Origin of the sequence: Paenibacillus sp. PL2-23 (assembly GCF_040834005.1) — a bacterium.
Lineage (GTDB): Bacteria > Bacillota > Bacilli > Paenibacillales > Paenibacillaceae > Pristimantibacillus.
Window position 1 is genome coordinate 3,614,365 of the sequence record NZ_CP162129.1, and the last position, 21,861, is coordinate 3,636,225.

Here is a 21,861-nt window from a genome sequence, read left to right on the forward strand (position 1 = left end):
GGCACACTCCCAGCCCTAGAGGTCGTTCAAAAAAAGATTAAATAATCACATTAAGTATATCAAACAAATCGACAATTGTAATTGACTCGCTTAGCCGACAATTCCGGACTGCTCCAGATTCTCGACGATCCGCTTCTGCGCGAAGAAATAGAGGATCAGGAGCGGCAGCAGGAAGATGAGGGCCGCCGCCTGCTTGACCGCGTCGAATGCGAACGTAGTGGCGCCCGGCGCGTCATACCAGGTACGTACGGCATACAGGATGTTGTTGACGTTCGCCGGCGCGAACGTCGTCATCAGCTTAAGGCTTAAATACGGACCGTCCGGATGGAAGTACCCGGTATAATACGTATCCCCGTAGTTCCATACGAACGCGAGAATGCCAACCGTCATAATCGCCGGCAGCGCGTTCGGCAGGCCGATCCTGAAGAATGTCTTGTAGAAGCCGCAGCCGTCGATATACGCCGCTTCCTCCAGCTCCTTCGGGAGCCCTTTGAAAAACTGGCGGAAGATGAACACGAACATGCTCTGCTTGACCCCAAACCCAAGTAATGCGATTACGTAAAGCGTATAGGGCTGATTAATCAGATCGATCGTGCCGCCTCCCAGGGCCGAGAACAGCCCGAAGACATCGAAGTGCTTAAAGCTTAAGTATTGCGAGATTAGCAGCGACTGTGGCGGCACCACGAACGTCACGATGACGAGAAACATGACGAGGCTTCTTCCCCAGAAATCGACTCTTCCAAGCGAATAACCCGCGACGGCGCACATGAAAATTTGAATCATCGCGATCACGGCCGCGTAAGCGACGGATTGCAGCATCGGGATGCCGTTGCCGAACACGAGCCTCGAGGCCGCGCGGAAGCTGTCCACGGACAGCTCGAGCGGTATCCAGATGACGTCGGGATTGCCGAGATCCTCGAGATGGTTGAACACGAACGGAACGAGCTTAATCAAGGGATACAAGATGGCGAACCCTAACCCGATGACGAGCGAATAGAAGAAATAGCCGAATACGAGCTTCCTCATCGTTTCTTTGGCGCGATAAGCGGTGATCGGCTTGTTAGGCCGCGCTTTACTTGGCTGCATGGCTGAGCTTCACCACCCGGTTCATGATAAACAGCAATAAGAGCAAATCGAGCAGCACGTTGACAAGGTACACGACCGATAGCGCGGAGCCTGCGCCGATATTGTTCTTATTTACTCTATCGCTTGCAGCAGCTTCAGAATGAGGACTGCCGCTTCTTGTCGCCGTTGCATTCGGCTCAAAACGATTCTTGCCGCGTCCGTCGATCAGACCCGCTTCATGCAGCGCGGCAATCGCCGGTTTGGCGTAAGCCGGAATGTCTGCGTCATCCGCAAAGCCCGTGCTCACTGTCTCGCCTAATACAACACCGCTTGCTCTTGCAATCATGACGGCCAGATCGGCACGCGTAATGTCGGCTTGCGGACGGAAGCTTCCATCCGGATAACCGTTGATGACAGCTGCCGCGACCGCGCGGTCAATCGCTAGGCGCGCCCATTCGCCGATCTGATTCCCGTCGGCGAACTCTGCATGCGCTTCCGCGTCTTCCCATTGCAAAGCGCCAGATAGCATAACGGCGAATTCCGCACGGGATACGCTGCCGTTCGGGTCAAAGGTTCCGTCTGGGTATCCCTGAACGAAGCCTATCTCGATGGCTTCCTTCACTTGACGCTCCGACCAGTGGCCGGCAATGTCCTTCGGCGACTGATACGCCGTGTCTCCGGTTGAGTTCTAAACCGGAATTCCCGTCTTCTTATCCACGACGAACGCCGCGAACTTCGTAAAGTGATCTACGCTTACGCTTGCTTTATTACCCGTTACCGTCGTGTCGCCAGCCTTCACCCAATGCTCCTTTTCTTCGTCATAGTAGACGATCGCGACGGACTCGCCATTCTTCAGTTGCGACGCATCGCATTCGAAGCCTTCTTGAACTGAACGGTATAGGTCCGGACAACACCATCTTGCGCGGTTACTTGAATCTCTGCCGTGCCGGGAACCGCTTCGGCTTGCTCGATCGACACTTCGCTCGTGTCGGAAGCGGCAATGGCGCTTATGGTTGGCAGACCGCTGGAATCACTCCGCTCGACTTCGTAGTCCAGCTTGCCCGGATTGAAGCCTGCCAGCGCATTGCCATCCAAGGTAATGCCGCTTAGCTCGTTACTGCCGTCGGCCAGCGATGCAGCTGAGGTCGGATTCCATCCGTCATTGCCAGCCAGCAGCCCTTCTGGCGCTAGCGCCTCCGCTTCCTCCAGCGTCAGCTGCTTCGTCCACTTATGACGCTGCTGCTGCAATGCGCCGGGACCATAGCTAGCGAACTCGCCGTAACGCGCCGTCTTCTCATTGTCCGGATTGCTCCAGTTATCCCAGCCCTCGGGCTTGATATGGTCATCCATGTAGGTGTTAATATACACGACATTGGAGTAAGGACGCCAAGGCCGCCCAAGCGATACCGCTCCGGTCAGCCCCGGCTCCGCCGTCAGTCGGCTGTTCACGAATATATATCCCGCGCTGCTGTCCGCCGTGGATGCAGCCGTCACGTAGCCGCCGCTCAAGCTGTGAATGATGCTGTTCTCAAATACCGCCGTTGCGCCTCCGAAGATGTAGTCAACGTCGCCTTCGATATAGCTGTCGACGTAATATTGTCTACCGCTATGAGCATACAGCGTATCCTGCCAGCCCTTCAGGCTGACGTCGCGGAACGTTAAGCGGTCTGCCGCAGCGTATACCACAACGGCCTGACCGGCGTCGTCACCGGCATCATTCTGAATGGTTAAATGCTCCGCCGTAAAGTCATTCGCCTGCTCGCGGCAGCTATAGCTGCCGGAGGTGCAACGGTATGTGTTCGCCAGACCCGATTCGGGGACTCTCGCTCTAGAGATGACGCCCATACTGGGATTAAAAAAATAGAAGGAAAGCCGGTGTTAACGAGGCTTTCCTTCTATTTTTTTAATCCTCTATTAGAATCCGGGTACCGCGCTCAGCAACCAATTGCGGTGCAATACCGCGGCGTCATCCTGTTCCAGCTCCCCGTATGACCAGTTCATCCCGTTGCCTTCCACATACTCCTTCATGATGATCAAGAAAGCATTGCTCCAAGAGCGGTACTCCCCGATGAAAGGCACCATAGGATAATACTCGTCGTAAGCGCTTCGGATTACCGTATGTACAACCTCTTGCAAATAGCTGGGCAGGTCGGCCGCCTTCACCTTCTCCGCCAGCGCTTGCGGCAGCTCCTTATCCTCCGTCGAGACAAAGCTCTCGTACGCTTCATTCGTCACAAAGCCTTGCTTTTGAGCAAGCCAGAGATTCATCCGATCCAAGGCCGGCTTGTATGCCGAAGGAACCGAGATCGAAAGCTCCGGATTCGGATTGCTAAGATCCACGACGAATGACTCTCCCAGCTTATGAAGACGCACCTTCTCGCGCACGCCACTCCATCTCAGCGCAAGCAGCGCGTGCGTTCTCATCTTTCCGGGAATCGACTCGTCGCGGCACGTTCGACGCAACAACCGCACGCTCCGCGGCCCGGGCAACAGGCTCAACATTCGTATGGCTGACAGCGCCGTAGCCTCGTCCTTCAGCCCTTCCTCCGCTTTCGTAACTAACGCGTCCGTTTGCCCCTGCATGATTAAATCCAGCTCGATTACACGGGCTGCCAATTGCTCAAGCGTCATCGCTTCGTGTTTCAACGCTTCTTCCCCGCGTTCCGCCGCGAGCTTGCCAAACTGTAAGTCGATATCCTCCGCCATTCCCTCAAAAGCCAGTCGCTCTTCCGCGGTCACATTAGAGCGGCCTGCCATCTTTCGTATCCACGCAGCCATCGCCTTCGGATGGTTCCTGTACATCATGTATGCGCTTGGAAACAGCTGCTTGTCGTAGGGAAGCTGCTCGCTGAGCGCGAATCTCGCTAAAACCGTCTGGGTGTCGGCTTCCCTGCGCATCAATCCTAATGAAAGCACCAGGCCGTTCCACGCGTTTCCGTTAGCAGGCTGCTGCTGGATCGCCCGAAAAAAACAAAAGGCAGCGATTCCATAGGAATCATTCTGCAGATGATATCGTCCCATTCCAGTAAAATCTTGGCTCATGTGCACCCCTCTTTCATAACGAAAAGTAGTTCTATTATAGCATTCTCAATCGTTATTAATCACGCGGGGCCGCCATATTCATCAATCACAAACAAAAAAATCAACCTTCTGGTGACTTACGAAATACCAATGACCTTGCAGGCGAAATGGCTTATCCCCAATTTAGCTTTTCAATCTTGCTCCAAGTATGAATGCTCATATAGAAAATGAACGCCCTTTTCGGTTAACCTTGCCGGTTTCAAAGAAAATTGATTCCCAGCTCTTGGCTGTGACGGACCGACCTACCGCCTCGACTTCTCCTGCGAGCTCGAAGCCTAATACCGTAACCCTCTTCGGTCGCTCACCCCCTGGAAATATAAAGAAAATATAGTGTCTCCATACGTTATTCGTTCGTTAGAGGGTTCATGTCGTCGGAAATTAGAACGGCAGTCTTGAGCTGTAACGGTCAAAATCAGCAGTTAGAGTTGATATTGGGGACGCCGAAAATTGTAACGGTCATTTCTTCCTCTTAGAACGCACAATTTGATCGATCCTCAATATAATCCGCGGCTAAAGATCCATTTTTGACCGTTACAGCCGAGAATGTGCAAAATCCAGCTTCTAAGGATTCATTTTGACCGTTATCGGACCCGGCTAGCTCGAGTCCGTCAGCGAGATTTGCATCTGTGCGTTTGCCGTCGAAAACTCGAGAATGAGTCAGCCGCGCTCGACACGCTCGAAATGATCACATGCATCCTTGTATATGACATGGATGAACGCTCGCCATTCTACTACAATAACTGGTGAAAGCGAATAGATAGTGTCATAAAAGGAGGAATGACCGTAAAATCGGCTAGTTGCGAGATTTGCTAGAGTTTCGTACGCTGCACCGTCAACCATTATGAAATGGAGGTATTATGATGACAATTAAGCCGCGTAGAACAGGAAAGGCCAGGAGGATTCTATTGCTAGGGCTAGGACTTATGGTTGGCATGCAAGCATTGGTGTTTACGCCAACTCCATCCCATGCCGCCGTTACGCCGCTGCCGGATCCCAACAATCCAGCGATCTTCGACGACTTTGACGGTAACGGCCAATTCAAGCAAGCCTGGCAGAACTGGTACAACCAATCGGGAGGGACGGGAGCCTTCTCGAAGGTGACAGTAGACTCGCTCGTCGTCGGCAAATTCGCGCAGACGCCAGCCTCAAGCGCCTCACAGGCCAAGTTCGAGCCTTGGCACCAGACCATCAACCTGACGGGATATCGTTACCTGAATTTCAAGATGAAAAATCCCGGTTATCCAAACGCCCGCATTCGTATTGTCATCAACGATGGAGAGAGAAATTTCGACCTGACCGGCGGCTTCGCAGCCGTGCCCACGACCTGGACCACTACGCAGATCGATCTGAACGCTCTATCGCCAGCCATAAACAAAAAGAAGATCCGCTTCGAGATTTGGTTGAAGCAAACGGCAACCGGCTACGGTGAAATTTTGATGGATGAGATCACGGCGACAACGGACAACACCGGCAATTCGCCTACGCTCGTTGCAGCTCCTCTTACTTCCAACTCGGGCACCATCAACAATCAGAATACGATGTATACCTTCAGAGCGACATACACCGACCAGGATAATAATAAGCCTCTCGCGATGCAGGTCGTCATCGACGACAAAGCATACGATATGCGCGAGGTCGATTACAGCGACACGGCTTACACGGACGGCAAGGAATATTTTTTCCTTCGCAAACTGCCTGTCGGCACCAGCACTTACTACTTCCGCGCCGCTGACGGTTCATCCCCTGCCGCTTCCACAACTCCCGCGACTGCTCCAACCGTTACGCAATCGTCTTCTATTATCGACGTTACCGTAAGCCAAGTCGGCTACAGCTCGACCGCTTACAAAAATGCAATCATTACATCCACTACTTATCTGGGCGACAACAGCTATCAAATCCTGAACGGCACCACTGTGGTGAAGTCGGGTCATATGCCTTACAGAGGAATGGTCTGGGGCAAATATGTGTACATGATTGAATTCCCGGAAATTACGACGCTCGGAGACAACTACACGATAAAGACAAACGGCATCTCATCGTACCCGTTCCCGATTAAAACGAACGTCTGGGACGGCTACAAGGACGAGATGACGGCATTCTATCGGATTCAGCGCGCCAGCGTGGCCACTTCCGATGTTTACCCGCCAGGGTACAGCACCATCCCGCCATCCGAAAAAGTGTTCCATCCCGCGGGACATCTGGACGATGCCATCAGCCTTGACGGCACGACTAGCTATGACCTGACAGGCGGTCATTACGACGCGGGCGACTACGGTAAATACGGCGCCAATCAATGGGTAGGCGCAGAGATCGTCTTGGCTTATCTCCGGAACTTAGACTCCCCTAGCGTCAAGTTCGATAATGACAATAACGATATTCCCGACCTTATCGATGAAGCGATGTTTGCCAGCGATTATTTGGTGAAGTTCGCCAACCTATTCAACGGCGCAATGTACAACATCTCCCATCATGGGGCCTTCGTACACCCTCACAAAGAAACCGATGGCATCCCGGGCAACTCGGACGACCGGAAGCTGCGTACCGATGTGCTCAGCGTAAAAGGCTCGGCCAAAGGCGCGGCAACGCTCGCCTCGACGGCGCGCGCGATTCGCACGGCAATAGCCGAAGGCGACGTTCCGACCTCTCTCTTCACGGATCTAAACGCAGCCGCCGACGAATACGAAGAAGCAGCGACTACGATGTACGACTTTATGGTCGCCAATCTGACCGCTCCTCAGCACGGGGACGTCAACAAATCAAGAATCTTCGCCGATGTCGAGATGTACCTGCTCACAAACGATGTGGCTTACAAAAACGCGGCAACGACTGCCGCCAATGCTCTCACGTTCGACGACCTGAGCTCGACCGCGTATTGGAGCATGCGGCCGATCGCGCTCGCCGAATTCTATCCGGTGGCCGATACGGCGACGCAAGCACACATTCAGGACTTGCTCGAGGAGCAGTTCCATTACGTGTTGACGCTCATGGACGATACGCCGTACGGCGTCATCAACCAGTTCAGCAACTTCGGCGTAAACGAGCCGCTTATGGCGTATATCGGGGATATGATGCGGTATTACGAGCTCTTCGGCGATCCCGATACGCTCCGCATCATTCAAAGAGCAATGTACTGGGTCTACGGGCAGAATCCATGGAATACTAGCTGGGTGTCCGGCATCGGTACCGACTATGTCGACTTCCTCCACACGCGGTTGGACGAAGAAGCGAACTCGTCTGCCAATCAAGGGGTCGTCATCCCTGGCGCGATGGTCAGCGGCGCGAATATCAAAAATCCGAAGGATCAATTCAGCGTCAGTCCATGGTACGAAGACCGGTACGCGGGCGCGGACAATATGAGTCAGTGGCGATACAATGAGTACAGCGTCAATATCCAAGCCGGCATGTTCTACACGGTTATGGGACTCAGCACGATTAATAATGAAGCATCTTCGGGGTCGAATCTGCCCGAGCTTCAAGTGTTTGGCCCGACCCTTGGCGAATATGTACGCGGCGATGTCACGGTATTCACCAGCACGAACGCCGGCACGCCGGCTGTAAGAACCGGCGGAACCTATGTGCCAATGACGCTGAATGGCCCTGCCTATGAGTATACGTTCGACACAAGCACAGTCACACCGCTATCCAATCTGTTCATGCGCGTGAGAGGCAACGACACCTCGGGCAACTACACGTACAGCCACATGCACTATACGGTTGCCCGGCCGCTTCCGGACCCTTCGCATCCGCTTCTCTTCGATGACTTTGACAAAAATGGAGTATGGGGCAAAGCGAACGGACAATGGGTGAACTGGTGGAATCAGAATGGCGGCACCAACGAAGGCACTTTCGCCAGGGTTGAAGATACTCCCGGGAATTTCGTCGGCAAGTTTGGGCAGAACCCGTCCAACGTCAACGCGGAAGCCAAATTCCAGCATTGGAACGAATCCTATAGCGTAGATGGCTATCGTTACGTCAACATGAAGGTGAAAAATCCGAGCCATCCAAACTTGCGCATGCGGGCAACCTTGTCCGATGGCAAAAACAGCATCAACTTGACGAACGGCTGGATCAGCATCCCGACCACTTGGACCGATATGCAGTTCGACACGAGCACAGCGCCGGCTGCCATGGACAGGACGAAAGCCGTGATTACGATTTGGCTGAAGCAGACCGTCAAGGGTTATGGAGAGATGTTTATGGATGATCTCCAATTTACCAACACGGCCAGCGGCAGCGCGCCAACGTTAACAGCCGGCAGCGTGAGTGCAACAACCGGCAATACTCTGTCGAACTTTACGTTTACCGTGACATATACCGATGTCGACAACGAAGCGCCGTATGCTGTAGAGCTTGTCACAGACGGCGTAGTCCGCAAGATGTACGAGGTGAACGTGAATGACACGGATTATACAAACGGCAAGACCTATAGACTCATTACAAGGCTGCCCAAAGGCAATCATAAGTACTACTTCACGACGACGGATAAGACGTCCGATGCGGTCAGCACGACCGTGGCGACCGGTCCATCCGTGAGCTAAAGCAAGCCGAACTGGAAAGGAGAGGACGCGGGTTACCCCCGTCCTCTCCTTTTGTCATATAAGCGGGACCGCACATGGCAAACAGCTCGTCTCCATGCCTGGAACCGCGTGGCGGACCGGCATGCCGCCTCGACTTCTCCTGTCTCCAGGATGCCTTCTATTCCGGCGCTATTGTACGACTACGAGAAGACCTAATGGTCTAATAGCCAAGCGCTTGGCTTTTGTGAAGCTTGCGATTACGGCGTCCCGCAGAGCCGGACAACAGGGCTGCGAGGTTGTCAGAGCTGACAGGCGCGGTTCTGCGCTCCGCCTTGACAGCTTCTCCTGGTGCTACAACCGAGATGTGCGCCGCATCTGGAGCACCAATTACAGCACCATCCTCAATAACGGCATTCTCGCCAATAATAGCTTTGTGGATGCGGACATGACGGCCAATTCGAGCGCCGGGCATAATAATGCTCTCTGAGAGCAGGCTGCCTCTGCCGATTACGGATCCTGTGCTAATAATGGAACGCTTGGCGCTGCCCTCCATCCGGCAATAGCTGTCTACAATACAATCCGGAGACACAATCCCGCTTCGACTATTAGTCATACCTAAGGGTGACACACAGCTGGAGTGGAGCGGCCAATGAGGCTCAGATAAGTTAAGCTTTCCGTCAATCAGCTCCATATGGGCTTCCCATAGGCTGTCGACTGTGCCTACATCGCGCCAGTAGCCTTCATATGGATAAGCGGATATTCGCTCGCCACCCAGGAGAAGCTTTGGAATGATATCCTTGCCGAAGTCATGGCTGGATTCGGGATTCCGGGCATCTTGCTCCAGCACCTCTATGAGCTTGTCCTTGCGGAACAGATAGATGCCCATTGAAGCTAGATTGCTCCTTGGACGGGATGGCTTCTCTTCAAACTCCACGACGCTGTAATCCTCAGTTGTATTCAAAATGCCAAAGCGGCTAGCTTCGTGCCAAGGCACTTCCTTCACTGCAATTGTGGCGGATGCGCCACTGCTAATATGCCTCTCCAGCATGGGACGATAATCCATTTGATAGATATGGTCGCCAGACAGGATCAGAACATGTTGTGGATCATGGTGATCGATGTAGGCTAAATTGCGATAAATGGCATCGGCTGTGCCACTGTAGCATCCGCTAGGAGAGTGCTCAGAAGCCGGCAGCATCACAATTTCACCCGCGTGCTTGGCCCCTATAGCGTTAAGCCACGCGCCGCCGTCGCCAATATGACGGTGTACCGTGTCGGAGCAATAATGAGTTAACACGCCTACATTGCGAATGCCTGAATTCAAGCAATTGCTAAGCGGAAAGTCTATCATACGGTAACGTTCGCCGAAAGGCACAACGGGTTTCGCCAAGGAAGAGGTAAGCGGAGCAAGCCGTTTGCCCTCACCGCCCGCAAGCAGCATAGCTGTACAAACCATTTGATTCACCATATATTCCTCCAAACTCTCTTAGTATGTTGGTACACCTCGAACCTTTATGTCGGTAATATTTGATACACTTAATGACAACATCTGAAACAGCCCGAATGCGCAAAAAAATGGCGCGCCGGTCAGCCGGCACGCCATTCTAATAGTATGGAGCGGCTATTGGATTCTCCGCCATATAATCCTATAACCGTTCGGCTCAAGCTGGATGGTCAGACGCCCCTCATGATTATCAATCTCCTCGTCCGTTAAGGCATCACGCCAGCCGCCCTCCACCATGGGATGAGTCAGCTCGGCGTGTTCGTCCGAACGATTGACCCAGACGGTGAAATGCTCTTCCCCATCCAGCCGTTCATAAATAAGCGAGCCGCCTTCCGCTTCTGCTGATAGAATGCGGAATCGACCGCTGCGCAGCGCCTTGTGCTCCTTCCTCAGTGCGATAAGCAGCTTATAGAAATCGAACAGGTCCTTGTTCTGGCTCTCCTCATCCCAGACCATGCACTTGCGGCAATCCGGATCGTCTCCGCCATCCATGCCGAACTCATCCCCATAATAAATGCAAGGCAAGCCCATCATGGTCATCATGAATACAACAGCTTGCTTGAGCCTTCCAATATCGCCATCACATCGTGTCAGGACTCGTGGTATATCATGACTGGACAGCAGGTTGAAGAGCGCCTCGTTCGTCTGCTGCGGATAACGCATGAGAAGCCCGTTCACGCGCTCTGCGAATTGGGCAGGCGAGATGGTTCGATCGGCAAAAAAGCCAAGACTCTGCTGCGTCAACGGATAATTCATGACGGAATCAAATTGATCGCCAAGCAGCCAATTCAAGGAGTCGCTCCACACTTCCCCTACAATAAAGGCATCCGGATTAGCCGTTTTGACCGCTTGGCGGAACTCCCGCCAAAATTGATGATCCACCTCATTGGCGACATCCAGTCTCCAGCCGTCAATCCCCGTTTCTTCCATCCAGTAGACCGAAGTTTCGATCAAATATTGCTTCACATCAGGATGCGCGGTATTCAGCTTAGGCATATGGCCAAAAAATCCAAACGTATCATAATTCGGCATACCATCGTGAACGCCAACCGGGAATTCCTTCAGGTGGAACCAGTCCTTGTACTTCGACTCCTCTCCCTTCTCCAGCACATCCTGGAACGGCTGGAACTGCTCGCTCGCATGATTGAATACCGCATCAAGAATAACGCGTATCCCGTTGTCATGACAGAGCTGTACAAACTTCTTAAGCAGCTCCTTGTCTCCAAAATGGGGATCAATCTCGCGATAATCCACCGTGTCATACTTGTGGTTCGAGGGCGAGCGGAAGATTGGCGTCAAATAGACGGCGTTCACTCCAAGCTCGTTCAAGTGGCCGATGCGGTTCAGCATTCCCTGGATATCTCCTCCGAAGAAGGAATCACCCTCCGGCTTTTCTCCCCAGGGCAAGGTTCCCTCTGGATCGTTGGAGGTATCGCCATTGTCGAAGCGGTCCGGGAGAATTTGATAGAATACAGCCTCCTTTACCCACTCCGGCGGGGCGAACAGATCCACTTCATGAATATAATGAGCCTCGAAATAACCGCCCGCCGGAGCCGGCTGCTCCGAAGAGAAGCCGTCCTCCGTAAGCCAGATCGTCTCATCGCCGCTGTGCAGACGAAATCCGTAGGTGAACCGTTTGAATTCCGGACGAATGACCGCCTCCCAATAATCATGCAGGCCATCTGCTGCGATGTGGTCCATCTCCACTTCATGGGAGTGATGGTCCCAGTCATATTTGTCTCCTGCAACAGCAACAACCCTCTCCACATCATTACGTTTTGTTTTCAGTCTGAGATGGAACGTCTCCGCATCATAAGCATATGACCATCTACGGCTGGGGGAATGATAGATACTCTCCAATAACATAGGGAACGCTCCTTTTTTTGATTAGATGATGTCCGCATTACCCGCGAAGCAGGGATTCCGCTCCATCGATATAGACGGAAGTTCCGGTAATATGGCTGGCCTCATCCGACGCCAGAAACAGTACGAGATTGGCAACCTGCTCAGGCTTGCCTGGTCCATTCTCAAGCGGCTGATCGCCTTCGGGGAATTCGACAGGAATACGGATCTCCTCCAGCTCCGGCTTAGGCTTGGTTGACTCGTCAATATTGGTTGAAATCGCGCCAGGACATATCGCGTTCACGCGTATGCCGAATTCCGCCAGCTCCAGAGCCGCCATGCGCGCAAAGGCGGACACCCCTGCCTTGGAGCTGCTATAGGCGCTGAAGCCGAAATTGGAGAATACCCGATTGCCATTGATGGAGCTGTTAATTATGACGCTGCCGCCCTTCTCCTTCAGGTGAGGAATGGCTTGCTTGACCGTCAGGAACGTTCCAGTCAGGTTGATGTTAATGGTGGTCTCCCATTCCTCCTTGCTCATATGCTCAATGGGCGAGATCGTACCGTTGATGCCCGCGTTTGCAAATACAATATCAAGCTGTCCGAAGGTGTAGATCGCGCTGCGGTAAGCCTCTTCAAGAGACTGCTCATCCGCAATGTCTGCCTGGACGGCTATGGATTGTACGCCAAAGGCTTCAGCCTCCCGGCAAACTGCCTCAAGCGGCTCCAGCTCCCGACCAAGCAGGACGAGGTTTGCACCTTCCTGGGCGAAGCGAATGGCGGAAGCTCGTCCGATGCCGGAGCCCGCCCCCGTAATAAGCGCTGCCTTGCCTTCTAATCGTCTGGCGTGTGAATAACGGGACATGTACATCTCTCCTTTGTGGACTTTAATCGATTTGAGAATTAGTACACCCTGCTTTGTACATTGAAACAGCAGGAATATGTTTCTCTCGAAGCGAATATAGTTGGCAAACAATAGCAGCGTTATGGGAAAGGGGAAAGGCGTTCGTGACAGCAAACGGCAAGCTGGCGCTTGCGCTTGAAGGAGGCGGCGCCAAAGGCGCTTACCATATGGGGGTCGTCAAAGCGTACCGGGAGGCTGGCTATACCTTCGACGCCATAGCCGGCACCTCAATCGGCGCCTTGAACGGAGCCGTTATCGCGCAGGGAGATTTCGAGATTGGCTTCGGGGTTTGGGAGCAGCTCGACGCCCGGTCGATCTTCGACATCAGCGAAGAGGAATACCGCTTGCTGATGAGGCGGAGACTGGATACAGCAGCCCTGCGCCACATGGCCGCGCGCACCAAGAGGCTTATCGCGGGCAGAGGCATGGATACGCATAAAATGCGACTATTTATGGAGTCCCTGATTGACGAAAGCCGGCTGCGGTCCAGCACTGCGGACTTTGGGCTGGTAACCGTATCCTTGAGTGACCGAGCTCCGCTGGAGCTGTACAAGGAGGACATCCCGGCAGGACGAATATTGGACTATCTGATGGCCAGCGCCTCATTTCCAGGCTTTCAGACGACGTTTATTGACGATAAAGCCTATATCGACGGCGGGCTGTACGATAATTGCCCCATTAATATGCTTGCACGCAAAGGCTATACAAGCATTGTTGCGGTCCGCACCTTCGCGATGGGCGTGACGCAAAAGGTCCGATATCCCGACCTCACGTTGACAACAATCGCCCCCTCCGAGCCGCTCGGCGGTATGATGAGCTTTAACCCCTCAGCCATTCACCGCAGCATGAGCATGGGGTATTACGACGCACTCCGAGGGCTGCAGGGGCTGCAGGGGCGCGTCTATTGCATCGACATTGAGTCTTTAACCGAGGAAGCTTGCAAGGGGATGCTCGCCTCACTCCCCGATGCCAAGCTGCTTGCGCTGGGCCGCATGCTTGGGGCTAGCGGCATTCCTGCGCGCGAGCTGTGGAGCAGAGTCATTGTGCCCAGGCTGTCAGAGAGTATGCGCCTTCCTGGGGACGCCTCCTCGATCACCTTTATCATTCACCTGGCGGAAGCGCTGGCTTCGGCCAAGGGAATCGAGAAGTACGCGGTCTATTCCTTCCAGGATTGGGTGCGCTCCGTTATCCATGGCCCTCTTAAGAACGTTCAGGGACTACACTTCCGACAGGTAGAGCTGTGCATGGCGGCTCAGCGCATCCTGGAAGCCATATTTAAAACCCCCTAATAGACCACATTCGTCCATTAGGGGGCTTCCTGCCCGTCACCTATTCCAATCCAACTCCGCTTAAAAAATTCTCCGTTTCCATCCCATCAGCTTCGCGATCGACTCCACATAATAATAGTCGCCGTAGATGAGCGACACGTCGACATTCTGCCCGGCTGGCTTATGTCCGGTACCGCCTATCAATATCGCCTCATGCTCAGGCTGATCCCAAGTGCCGTAGTGATTCGTCAGCGACAGCAGGATACGTTCCGCCGCTTGACGATAAGGCATCCCCTCTGCGCCAGGCAGCATATCGGCCAGCTCCAGCAATCCCGACGCAGCGCAAGCGCCCGCCGAGGTGTCGCGCGGCTCGTCGCTTAGCGAATCCGCTGCGCGGAAATCCCAATGGGGCACCGAGTCGTCTGGCAGGCAGGCAATGAAGTAGTGCGCCACACGCTGAGCTGCTTCTAGATACCTCGTGTCTCTCGTATAGCGATACACATTCGCCATCCCATGCAGCGCCCAGGACGCGCCGCGGCTCCAAGCAGAGTTCGGGCCCGCTCCTTGGCCGCCGAGAGACTCAATGAGCTCTCCGCTTGCAGGGTCGAAGCTAAGTATATGGTTCACGGATCCATCTGGCCGGATGAAGCGATCTACAACGGTATCCGCATGCATGCGGGCTACCTGCTCGAAGCGAGGGTCCTCCAGCTCAGCAGCCGCCCAGAACAGAAGGGATAGGTTCATCGACGAATCTACGATCGCCCAGCCCCGCTTGTCCTGATTCCAGGCCCGCAGGAACCTGCCCGCATAATTGAATCGGCCAGCCAGGAAGTTGGCAGCGTAGACCGCTCGGCGAAGCGCATCGCTGTCTCCCGTAATCTGGTGCTTGATAACTGCTGTCGGCAGGAACTGGAAACCGACATCGTGATGAAAGTTGTTGTCCTCCGTAAACCTCTGCTCAAGACGAATATCCCATTCCCAGGCTGCCGTCTTGTAGTGCTCCTTGCCCGTCATATCATATAGAATCCACAGCATGCCAGGCCAGAAGCCGGACGTCCACCAGTCCAGGCGCATATCGTCGTAGATGCCATCGGCCTTTGCCACGTGTGGAGACTTGTCTCCGAGTTGACTGATCATTCGGTCGACCTTCACCTGAAGCTGCTCCCACACCTCGGGCAATACTCCCTTAAGCTGAGCGGCCTGCTTCCATTGATCGTGTACTTGTGCCATCATTTATAGCCTCCCTGTGATTTCATCATTCTCCATCCTGCTCCTCCCATGTCACCCAAGCCGTCGGGAGCCCCTCGCATTTCACGCTAATGACAGATACCGACTGACTAGACGCAGCCTCGCTGCTCCGCTTGTCCCTTGCGGAGGAAGGGCCGCCTGCCGAGAAAAACCCGGTCTCTGTAATCGCCGCAGGCAGCGCACCGTCAGGATCCACATAGATGCCAGCCCGCCCGCCAGCAAGCTGCATGAGTCTCGAGCCGCGCACGGTGCCCAGGTTATCCAGCAGCCGTCCGTCGCCGCTGAGGCCAAAGCGGACAAAGTGAATGGCATCCGGACAGAAGCGCCCTTCTGCATCAAATGCTCGCGCTTCGACATAAACACGCCCATCAGCCTGCTTCTCTGCATAAAGCCTCAGCTCCACAGGCTCCCCCCACGATGCCGTCTCGTAATGGAACGTATGCCGATCCTCGACCGTGACGCCGTTCTGGAAGCCGATAACACGCACATCGTTTTTTCCAGCCATAAGAGGCGTCTCCCAGCGAAGTCCCGCGCAGGGGAAATTTTGCGAGTCGCGCTTTCTTCTGCCGAGGCTTACGCCATTTAGGAACAGCTCCGCCTCTTCACAATTGGAGTAGACCTTGATCAGCTTGCTCTCGTTCTCCGCTCCCCAGCGGATCGGCATGGTATGTCCGTAGATGCGAATCATGGGCTTGTCGCTCCAATACGATTGGAACACATAGTAGGCGTCTTTTGGGGTAAAGTCTCGCTCCACGATTCCTTTCATATTTAAATACGGAATGGGAGAGTCCGGCCGGACCGGCGTTGCAAAATCTTTAAACGACCACTGCGCGGCCCCGGTAAGCCAGTCCATCTTCTCCTGTGTCTTCAAATACCAGTCGATCATCTCGCAGAAATATGTCTCCGACCAATCGCCGTCGCGGGATACACGCGCTTCTCCGCCAACCAGTAAGTAATCGCCATCTCGCTCATCGGTCCCTCCATCCTCCCCCTGGATCAGGTCAAAGCCTGTAAATGGCTGCTCTACATGCCGGGTCGCCAGATTATCCGCTCCCCATTCCATATGGAAGAACGAGCGTACATTCTCGAAGGCCTGGCGGCTGCTGCTCTCATAATCCGTGTAGATGCCTCGATACCAGCCTGCCCAGATGGAAGGGGAATACACGTCGACAATATCCTTGCAGAACTCGCAGCGTCGTATCGCTGTAAGCCGGCTCGGATCAAGCGAATGAGACAGCTCATGCAGCTCAAGCATAAAGCTGCGAATTTGCTCCTGATCGAAGTAGTCGAAATCGCATTCCCAATCGTTTTCGTTGCCCAATCCCCATAGAATGACGGATGGATGATTGTAATGCTGCTCGATCATCGCCTTCAACATGTCGCGGCACTGCTGACGGTAGGATTCGCCCCCTAATCCCCCGCGGCACCATGGAATCTCCTCCCATACCAGAATGCCGAGCTCGTCGCAGCAATCCAGTACAATGCGGGATTGCTGGTAATGTCCTAGACGAATGAAGTTGGCGCCCATATCCTTAATGAGCTGCATCTCATAACGAATCATCTCCTCCGTCATCGCCGCTCCGACTCCCGCATGATCCTCATGTCGGTGCGTGCCGCGAAGCAGCAGCCTCTCCCCGTTCAGCTTGAAGGGGCCGTTCGGAACAAATTCGAACGATCTAACGCCGAAGGACGCTTGCTCCGACGTGCTGCCATAGCGACTCTTAAGAATGACCTCGCACTGATATAAGGCAGGCGTAGCTGTCGACCATAGCTGAGGTGATTCCAGCACCGTGTCGAGCAACATTTTGCACGCCTTCCATGAAGCGGTGGATAGGTGTTGTTCCGCCACCAGACAGCCTTTTGCATCTCGAATGTTTACCGTTATCTCTACAGAATCGTCCTTTGCCAGCGGGTTGTAGAGCTCCGCTCGGACTTTGACACGGCAAGTGCCATCCTCCTGAAGCACCGGCTCTACATGCATCTGCTTCCAAGAAATTGCGGGTACATGAACGAGGTTGACATATCGGTACAGCCCGCCATACAGGTTGAAATCACTGGCGTCTGACGGAATCGTCTCCAGCTCACGGCTGTTGTCGCACATAATGGCAAGCGGCACCGCTCCCTCATATCGTTCGAGCGCTTGGATTGCTGTGGACGCCTCTGTAATGTCTACCGTAAATTCATCATAACCTCCGAGGTGCTCGCCGACGAGCTCTGTGTACACATAGACGCTGGTTCGTTGTCCCGCGCCTTCAAAGTGCAGCAGTGTCCGGCCTTCCGGATACGGATTATCCACCTTGAGACGGGTGCGGTACCAGCCCGGACCTTGATAATATTTGGCATCCGGGTCCATCACATCCAGGGCGTTATACGTGTGCGGCAAGGCAACCGGACGCCAAGGCACGTTGTAATGGTTATTCAGCTTGTCGGCTCTCCATACTTCCCACACGCCACCAAGGCTGCCTGTGTAATGCTCCCATGACTGGATTAAGCGCGTTTTCCTCATGTGCAATGCCCCCTTGCTCTTGCTCGTATGTTCGCAGCGGCTTACATGATGTATCGTTCCTGCTAACTCCATCTTAACAAATATCAGTACGAGCATGTTTCACTCATTCATGATAAAATGTTGTTAGATTACGATATTGCTGCAAACTTGTGCGGAGAGAGGCATAACGCCATGAAGCTAATAAACTACATGAACTTGAACAGGCATCCCGTCCAGCTGTCATTCCATAAGGACCGCTCGTATGAGTTTGCCGAAATTTATCATGCCCATCAAGGCATGGAGCTGTTGTATGTGCACGAGGGGCGGGGACATGTCATTGTGGACAAACAAATTTTCGAGCTGCGACCGGGGGCAATGTTCTGCTTCCGTCCGTACCAGCTGCACCGCATCCGAGTAACTGGACTGCCCGATCAGCCTTACGTCCGATCCTTGTTTGTATTCGAGCCCGCTGCTCTTGAAGCGGTGCTGGGATCATTTCCGACACTACAGGCATTTCTGCGGCTGCTGTCCAGGGATCCCTCTCTCCCATCCAAGCTCTGCATGCTAGATTTGCCCGAAATAGAAGGCTTGCTTCATTACTACTCCGGTGCGCTGAAGCATTGCGCCTCGGAGCAGCTGCTGGAGCAGCAGCTGTTCTTCCTGAGTACGCTGCTCCAGCACATTCGTACTGCTTGGATACAAAGTGAGGCTTCGGGAACGGTTGGGGCGCATTCGGGGGGGAAGGTGCTCAGCGCAGCGGAGCACCTTCTGGAATGGCTGGAGGAGCATTACATGGAGCCCTTTGAGCTCGACAAGCTGGCGCAAGCTGTGCATCTCACGCCCAATCATGTCTCAAGTCTTTTTCGCCGTGCTGTAGGCAGTACCATTACCGAATACATTACCGCCCGCCGCATTCGCCAAGCGTGCTGGCTGCTCCGAACAACTGACCTGCCCATGAAGGACATTGGCGAGGCTGTCGGCTATCCCAATTTTCCATACTTCTGTCAAGCCTTTAAACGTCATGTTGGCCAGACGCCGTACCGGTTCAAACGCGAGGAAGGGGCAGTCCACATACAGGGAAATGAATAATGGGATGACGAATGGCCGGAGAAAGGGCTAGCTTGAGCTTCTGCCTAGCCACATATCGAACAAGCCTTCTGTTATGCCCAGATTGTACATGTAGTAAAGGCCAAATACAAAGCTGACCGTTCCGGCTATTCGGGTTAACGAGGCGGACAACGGCTTGTTAGAGCTGCCATACACAAAAGGAATGCCCAGGATGGTTGTAAACACCAGCATCCCTGTAATGGTTCCTATGCCGAAGACGAGTATATACAGGGCACACTCCCAAATGGACGATACCGTCGATAGGGTCAGAATGACCAGGGCTGCGCTGCCGGCAAGACCATGCACGAAGCCGATTATTGTAACTCTCCACATCGAACCGTTTACATCACCCTTTTGACTAGCAAACGAGCCCTTGGAGGGTATCAGATTTTTGGCACCCAAATAGACCAGCATGATTCCTACCAGAAATTCGAGCGACATGGCCAGGCTATCTGACAATTCCCCCTTCAGCAGGACAAGAAGCATACCAACAACAAATAATGTCGCGGTATGGCCAATTCCCCAGAATACGCCCGTTAATGTCGATCGCAGCAGTTTTTTATGTTTGCCCACCATCGTAGACACCGCAATGATGTGGTCTGGCTCAATAGCATGCTTAATGCCTAATATGAATCCGAGGAAAAGAAGGGATAATAAACTAATCATGGGTGCGTTCATCTCCTAGATCTTCCGCTTTGCGGATGGCGTCGTATACCCTCTTAAGGGGTATGCCATACGTTCTCGCGATTTGCTTGCACTCTTCGTACTCTGGAGCCCATTGCACGACCTCGCCTCCATAAATGCCTTTCTTCACCTTGATCGGTCCCCACTCCGTCTGTGCGGTTACAAATACTCGCTCCAGACGATGGACCGATAAAGGATAATAACGGATGCCCAGTGTCGTCGTCTCCCTGAAGAGGATGTTTTTCATCGCATCTATATCGCCAGTGGAGCATAACAGCTGCAGCAGCGTGCCAGGCCTGTTCTTCTTCATGTATATGGGGGTGTAATAAACATCGTTTGCACCTTGCTCAAAGAGCAGATCCATGACGTAGCCAAGCCACTCTCCAGGCATGTCATCCAGGTTGACTTCCATTTTGACCATCTCGTTATCCGTATGCTCGTTCGGCGGCGGCAGTTGCTTTCCCATCCCATTATTCTCCGATCATGACACGAAGCACGTTAGGCTGTTCCTGGAACGTCTTGGTTCCTGCTCCGTAACCGATGGACTCCACCTTAAGCGAAGGCAGTGGACCGAAGCTCTCTCCAAGAACCGCAACGATTGCAGCACCCGTTGGTGTAGTTAGCTCTGCTCGAATATGCGAATGCTCAATGGGTATTCCTTTAAGCATCTCCAGTGTCGCTGGCGCAGGCACGGGATAGATGCCGTGATCAATACGAATCTTGCCCATGCCGACCGGAACCGCAGAGCAGACTACCTTCGAAATTTGCAGCTGATGAATCAGAATGGCCGCTCCTACAATATCCACAATGGAGTCGACGGCGCCCACCTCATGGAAGTGAACATGCTCCAGCGCGATGCCATGAATTTTGCCTTCGGCTTCCCCTATTTTCCGGAAGATTGCCAAGGCTGTTTGCTTGACCTTATCCTCTAAGGCCGAATCCTCTATTAATCGAACGATGTCCTTATACGCGCGATGATCATGGTGATGGTGGTGGCTGTGCGTATGCTCGTGACTGTGCCCATGATCATGGTGATGGCTGTGCGTATGCTCGTGACTGTGCCCATGATCATGGTGATGGCTGTGCGTATGCTCGTGACTGTGCCCATGATCATGGTGGTGGCTGTGCGTATGCTCGTGACTGTGCGCATGATCATGGTGGTGGCTATGCTCATGCTTTTGAGCATCCTTGTTCGCCTGTTGAAGGAGCTCGACATCAAATTTGACTGCCGTAATGCCATTTTTGACGACCGTATCACGCTTAAGCTTGAATTCGTCACTGATCTGAAGCTTATTCAGCTCCTCCTGAAGCAGGCTCAAGCTGCCGCCGGCATCCAGCAGCGCACCAATAAACATATCTCCGCTGATGCCGGAGAAGCAGTCGATATATAAGGTTTTCATGCTAAGCGTTCCCCCTGTGTATAAGCTGATGGATCAGCGCAGCATTGTAGCCGCCTCCAAAACCGTTATCGATATTAACAACGCTAATGCCTGAAGCGCAGGAATTAAGCATGGTCAGCAGCGCCGACAGGCCATTAAAGCTGGCTCCATAGCCTACACTTGTCGGAACGGCAATGACCGGATGCGCCACCAAGCCTCCCACTACGCTGGCAAGCGCGCCTTCCATGCCGGCCACGACAACAGAAACCGTCGCTTGCTGAATATCCTCAGCATGATGCAGCAAACGATGAATACCTGCAACTCCGACGTCATAGAAGCGATGCACCTTGCTGCCCAGCACTTCGGCGGTAACCGCTGCCTCCTCCGCGACGCTTATATCGGATGTCCCTGCTGCGATCACGGCAATATATCCTTTTCGGTCGACGCCTGCTTGTTCGGAGTTCTTCCAATAGAGAAGCCTGGAGGTGTTGTCATATACATAGCTCGGACACACGTTTTGAATGGCTTCCGCTTTATCTGGCGTAATACGAGTTATGAGCACCTCGTTGTTCTGTGCTTGCAGCGCTCTCGCAATGCCAATAATCTGCTCCGCTGTTTTATTCTCCCCGTACACAATCTCAGGGAAGCCTTGCCGTTGCTTCCTATGATGGTCAACCTTCGCGAAGCCAAGGTTTTCGAACGGGGCCAGCTGCTTGGTTGCGTCCTCGACACTCATGCTTCCGTTCTGCACCTGTCTCAAAATATTTTCCAACACGA

16 protein-coding genes are annotated in these 21,861 nt (G+C 53.6%); 3 read left to right on the top strand and 13 right to left on the bottom strand.

Annotation, left to right across the window (positions count from 1 at the left end):
* Positions 1-90: 90 nt before the first annotated feature.
* The 4 genes from AB1S56_RS15890 to AB1S56_RS15905 all read right to left on the bottom strand — a co-directional run bounded on the left by AB1S56_RS15890 (position 91) and on the right by AB1S56_RS15905 (position 4,107).
* Positions 91-1,086: a carbohydrate ABC transporter permease gene (locus AB1S56_RS15890; protein WP_340872227.1), complete on the bottom strand. Its 996-nt coding sequence runs from the start codon at positions 1,084-1,086 to the stop codon at positions 91-93.
* Positions 1,073-1,714 (bottom strand): S-layer homology domain-containing protein, encoded by a 642-nt coding sequence (locus AB1S56_RS15895; protein ID WP_340872251.1) that lies wholly within the window; start codon positions 1,712-1,714, stop codon positions 1,073-1,075. The genes AB1S56_RS15890 and AB1S56_RS15895 overlap by 14 nt, the downstream gene beginning before the upstream one ends.
* Positions 1,715-1,917: 203 nt before the next feature.
* Positions 1,918-2,910 (bottom strand): pectinesterase family protein, encoded by a 993-nt coding sequence (locus AB1S56_RS15900; protein WP_340872225.1) that lies wholly within the window; start codon positions 2,908-2,910, stop codon positions 1,918-1,920.
* Between the two features lie 69 nt (positions 2,911-2,979).
* The gene (locus AB1S56_RS15905) at positions 2,980-4,107 is read right to left on the bottom strand and encodes a HEAT repeat domain-containing protein (RefSeq protein ID WP_340872224.1); all 1,128 of its coding nucleotides are present in this window, start codon (positions 4,105-4,107) and stop codon (positions 2,980-2,982) included.
* Positions 4,108-5,051: 944 nt separating this feature from the next.
* On the opposite strand from AB1S56_RS15905, the gene AB1S56_RS15910 reads away from it, so the two are divergent.
* The gene (locus AB1S56_RS15910; protein ID WP_340872223.1) at positions 5,052-8,684 is read left to right on the top strand and encodes a glycoside hydrolase family 9 protein; all 3,633 of its coding nucleotides are present in this window, start codon (positions 5,052-5,054) and stop codon (positions 8,682-8,684) included.
* Positions 8,685-8,883: 199 nt separating this feature from the next.
* Here the strand turns inward: AB1S56_RS15910 and AB1S56_RS15915 are convergent, their stop codons facing one another.
* The 3 genes from AB1S56_RS15915 to AB1S56_RS15925 form a co-directional block, all read right to left on the bottom strand.
* Positions 8,884-10,131, bottom strand: a complete 1,248-nt coding sequence (locus AB1S56_RS15915) for a sugar phosphate nucleotidyltransferase (RefSeq protein WP_340872221.1) — start codon at positions 10,129-10,131, stop codon at positions 8,884-8,886.
* A gap of 153 nt (positions 10,132-10,284) precedes the next feature.
* Positions 10,285-12,033, bottom strand: coding sequence for an alpha-glycosidase (locus tag AB1S56_RS15920; protein ID WP_340872220.1), 1,749 nt, complete (start codon positions 12,031-12,033; stop codon positions 10,285-10,287).
* Positions 12,034-12,070: 37 nt separating this feature from the next.
* Positions 12,071-12,874 carry an SDR family NAD(P)-dependent oxidoreductase gene (locus AB1S56_RS15925; RefSeq protein ID WP_340872219.1) on the bottom strand — a complete coding sequence of 268 codons (804 nt, stop codon included), beginning with the start codon at positions 12,872-12,874 and terminating at the stop codon, positions 12,071-12,073.
* Between the two features lie 143 nt (positions 12,875-13,017).
* On the opposite strand from AB1S56_RS15925, the gene AB1S56_RS15930 reads away from it, so the two are divergent.
* Entirely contained in the window at positions 13,018-14,202 is a 1,185-nt protein-coding gene (locus AB1S56_RS15930) for a patatin-like phospholipase family protein (protein WP_340872218.1), read from the top strand.
* Between the two features lie 60 nt (positions 14,203-14,262).
* Here the strand turns inward: AB1S56_RS15930 and AB1S56_RS15935 are convergent, their stop codons facing one another.
* Positions 14,263-15,411 carry a glycoside hydrolase family 88 protein gene (locus AB1S56_RS15935; RefSeq protein WP_340872249.1) on the bottom strand — a complete coding sequence of 383 codons (1,149 nt, stop codon included), beginning with the start codon at positions 15,409-15,411 and terminating at the stop codon, positions 14,263-14,265.
* Between the two features lie 25 nt (positions 15,412-15,436).
* Positions 15,437-17,935 carry a glycoside hydrolase family 2 TIM barrel-domain containing protein gene (locus tag AB1S56_RS15940; RefSeq protein WP_340872217.1) on the bottom strand — a complete coding sequence of 833 codons (2,499 nt, stop codon included), beginning with the start codon at positions 17,933-17,935 and terminating at the stop codon, positions 15,437-15,439.
* A gap of 171 nt (positions 17,936-18,106) precedes the next feature.
* On the opposite strand from AB1S56_RS15940, the gene AB1S56_RS15945 reads away from it, so the two are divergent.
* On the top strand, positions 18,107-19,003 hold the full coding sequence (locus tag AB1S56_RS15945) for an AraC family transcriptional regulator (protein WP_340872216.1): 897 nt from the start codon (positions 18,107-18,109) through the stop codon (positions 19,001-19,003).
* A gap of 27 nt (positions 19,004-19,030) precedes the next feature.
* Here AB1S56_RS15945 and AB1S56_RS15950 read toward each other — a convergent pair whose 3' ends face one another.
* The 4 genes from AB1S56_RS15950 to larB are packed head-to-tail and all read right to left on the bottom strand — an operon-like array spanning position 19,031 to position 21,859.
* Positions 19,031-19,687 (bottom strand): urease accessory protein UreH, encoded by a 657-nt coding sequence (locus AB1S56_RS15950; protein WP_340872215.1) that lies wholly within the window; start codon positions 19,685-19,687, stop codon positions 19,031-19,033.
* Positions 19,680-20,171: a nickel insertion protein gene (gene larC / locus AB1S56_RS15955; protein WP_340872214.1), complete on the bottom strand. Its 492-nt coding sequence runs from the start codon at positions 20,169-20,171 to the stop codon at positions 19,680-19,682. The genes AB1S56_RS15950 and larC overlap by 8 nt, the downstream gene beginning before the upstream one ends.
* A gap of 4 nt (positions 20,172-20,175) precedes the next feature.
* Positions 20,176-21,105 (bottom strand): LarC family nickel insertion protein, encoded by a 930-nt coding sequence (locus AB1S56_RS15960; protein ID WP_367903369.1) that lies wholly within the window; start codon positions 21,103-21,105, stop codon positions 20,176-20,178.
* 1 nt (position 21,106) lies between these two features.
* The gene (gene larB, locus AB1S56_RS15965) at positions 21,107-21,859 is read right to left on the bottom strand and encodes a nickel pincer cofactor biosynthesis protein LarB (protein ID WP_340872212.1); all 753 of its coding nucleotides are present in this window, start codon (positions 21,857-21,859) and stop codon (positions 21,107-21,109) included.
* Between the last annotated feature and the right edge of the window lie 2 nt (positions 21,860-21,861).

Bases quoted from the DNA above. Each gene is read 5' to 3' on its own strand.
- AB1S56_RS15890 (WP_340872227.1), bottom strand. From the start codon at position 1,086: ATGCAGCCAAGTAAAGCGCGGCCTAACAAGCCGATCACCGCTTATCGC.
- AB1S56_RS15900 (WP_340872225.1), bottom strand. From the start codon at position 2,910: ATGGGCGTCATCTCTAGAGCGAGAGTCCCCGAATCGGGTCTGGCGAAC.
- AB1S56_RS15905 (WP_340872224.1), bottom strand. From the start codon at position 4,107: ATGAGCCAAGATTTTACTGGAATGGGACGATATCATCTGCAGAATGAT.
- AB1S56_RS15915 (WP_340872221.1), bottom strand. From the start codon at position 10,131: ATGGTGAATCAAATGGTTTGTACAGCTATGCTGCTTGCGGGCGGTGAG.
- AB1S56_RS15920 (WP_340872220.1), bottom strand. From the start codon at position 12,033: ATGTTATTGGAGAGTATCTATCATTCCCCCAGCCGTAGATGGTCATAT.
- AB1S56_RS15925 (WP_340872219.1), bottom strand. From the start codon at position 12,874: ATGTCCCGTTATTCACACGCCAGACGATTAGAAGGCAAGGCAGCGCTT.
- AB1S56_RS15935 (WP_340872249.1), bottom strand. From the start codon at position 15,411: ATGGCACAAGTACACGATCAATGGAAGCAGGCCGCTCAGCTTAAGGGA.
- AB1S56_RS15940 (WP_340872217.1), bottom strand. From the start codon at position 17,935: ATGAGGAAAACGCGCTTAATCCAGTCATGGGAGCATTACACAGGCAGC.
- AB1S56_RS15945 (WP_340872216.1), top strand. From the start codon at position 18,107: ATGAAGCTAATAAACTACATGAACTTGAACAGGCATCCCGTCCAGCTG.
- AB1S56_RS15950 (WP_340872215.1), bottom strand. From the start codon at position 19,687: ATGATTAGTTTATTATCCCTTCTTTTCCTCGGATTCATATTAGGCATT.
- larC (WP_340872214.1), bottom strand. From the start codon at position 20,171: ATGGGAAAGCAACTGCCGCCGCCGAACGAGCATACGGATAACGAGATG.
- AB1S56_RS15960 (WP_367903369.1), bottom strand. From the start codon at position 21,105: ATGAAAACCTTATATATCGACTGCTTCTCCGGCATCAGCGGAGATATG.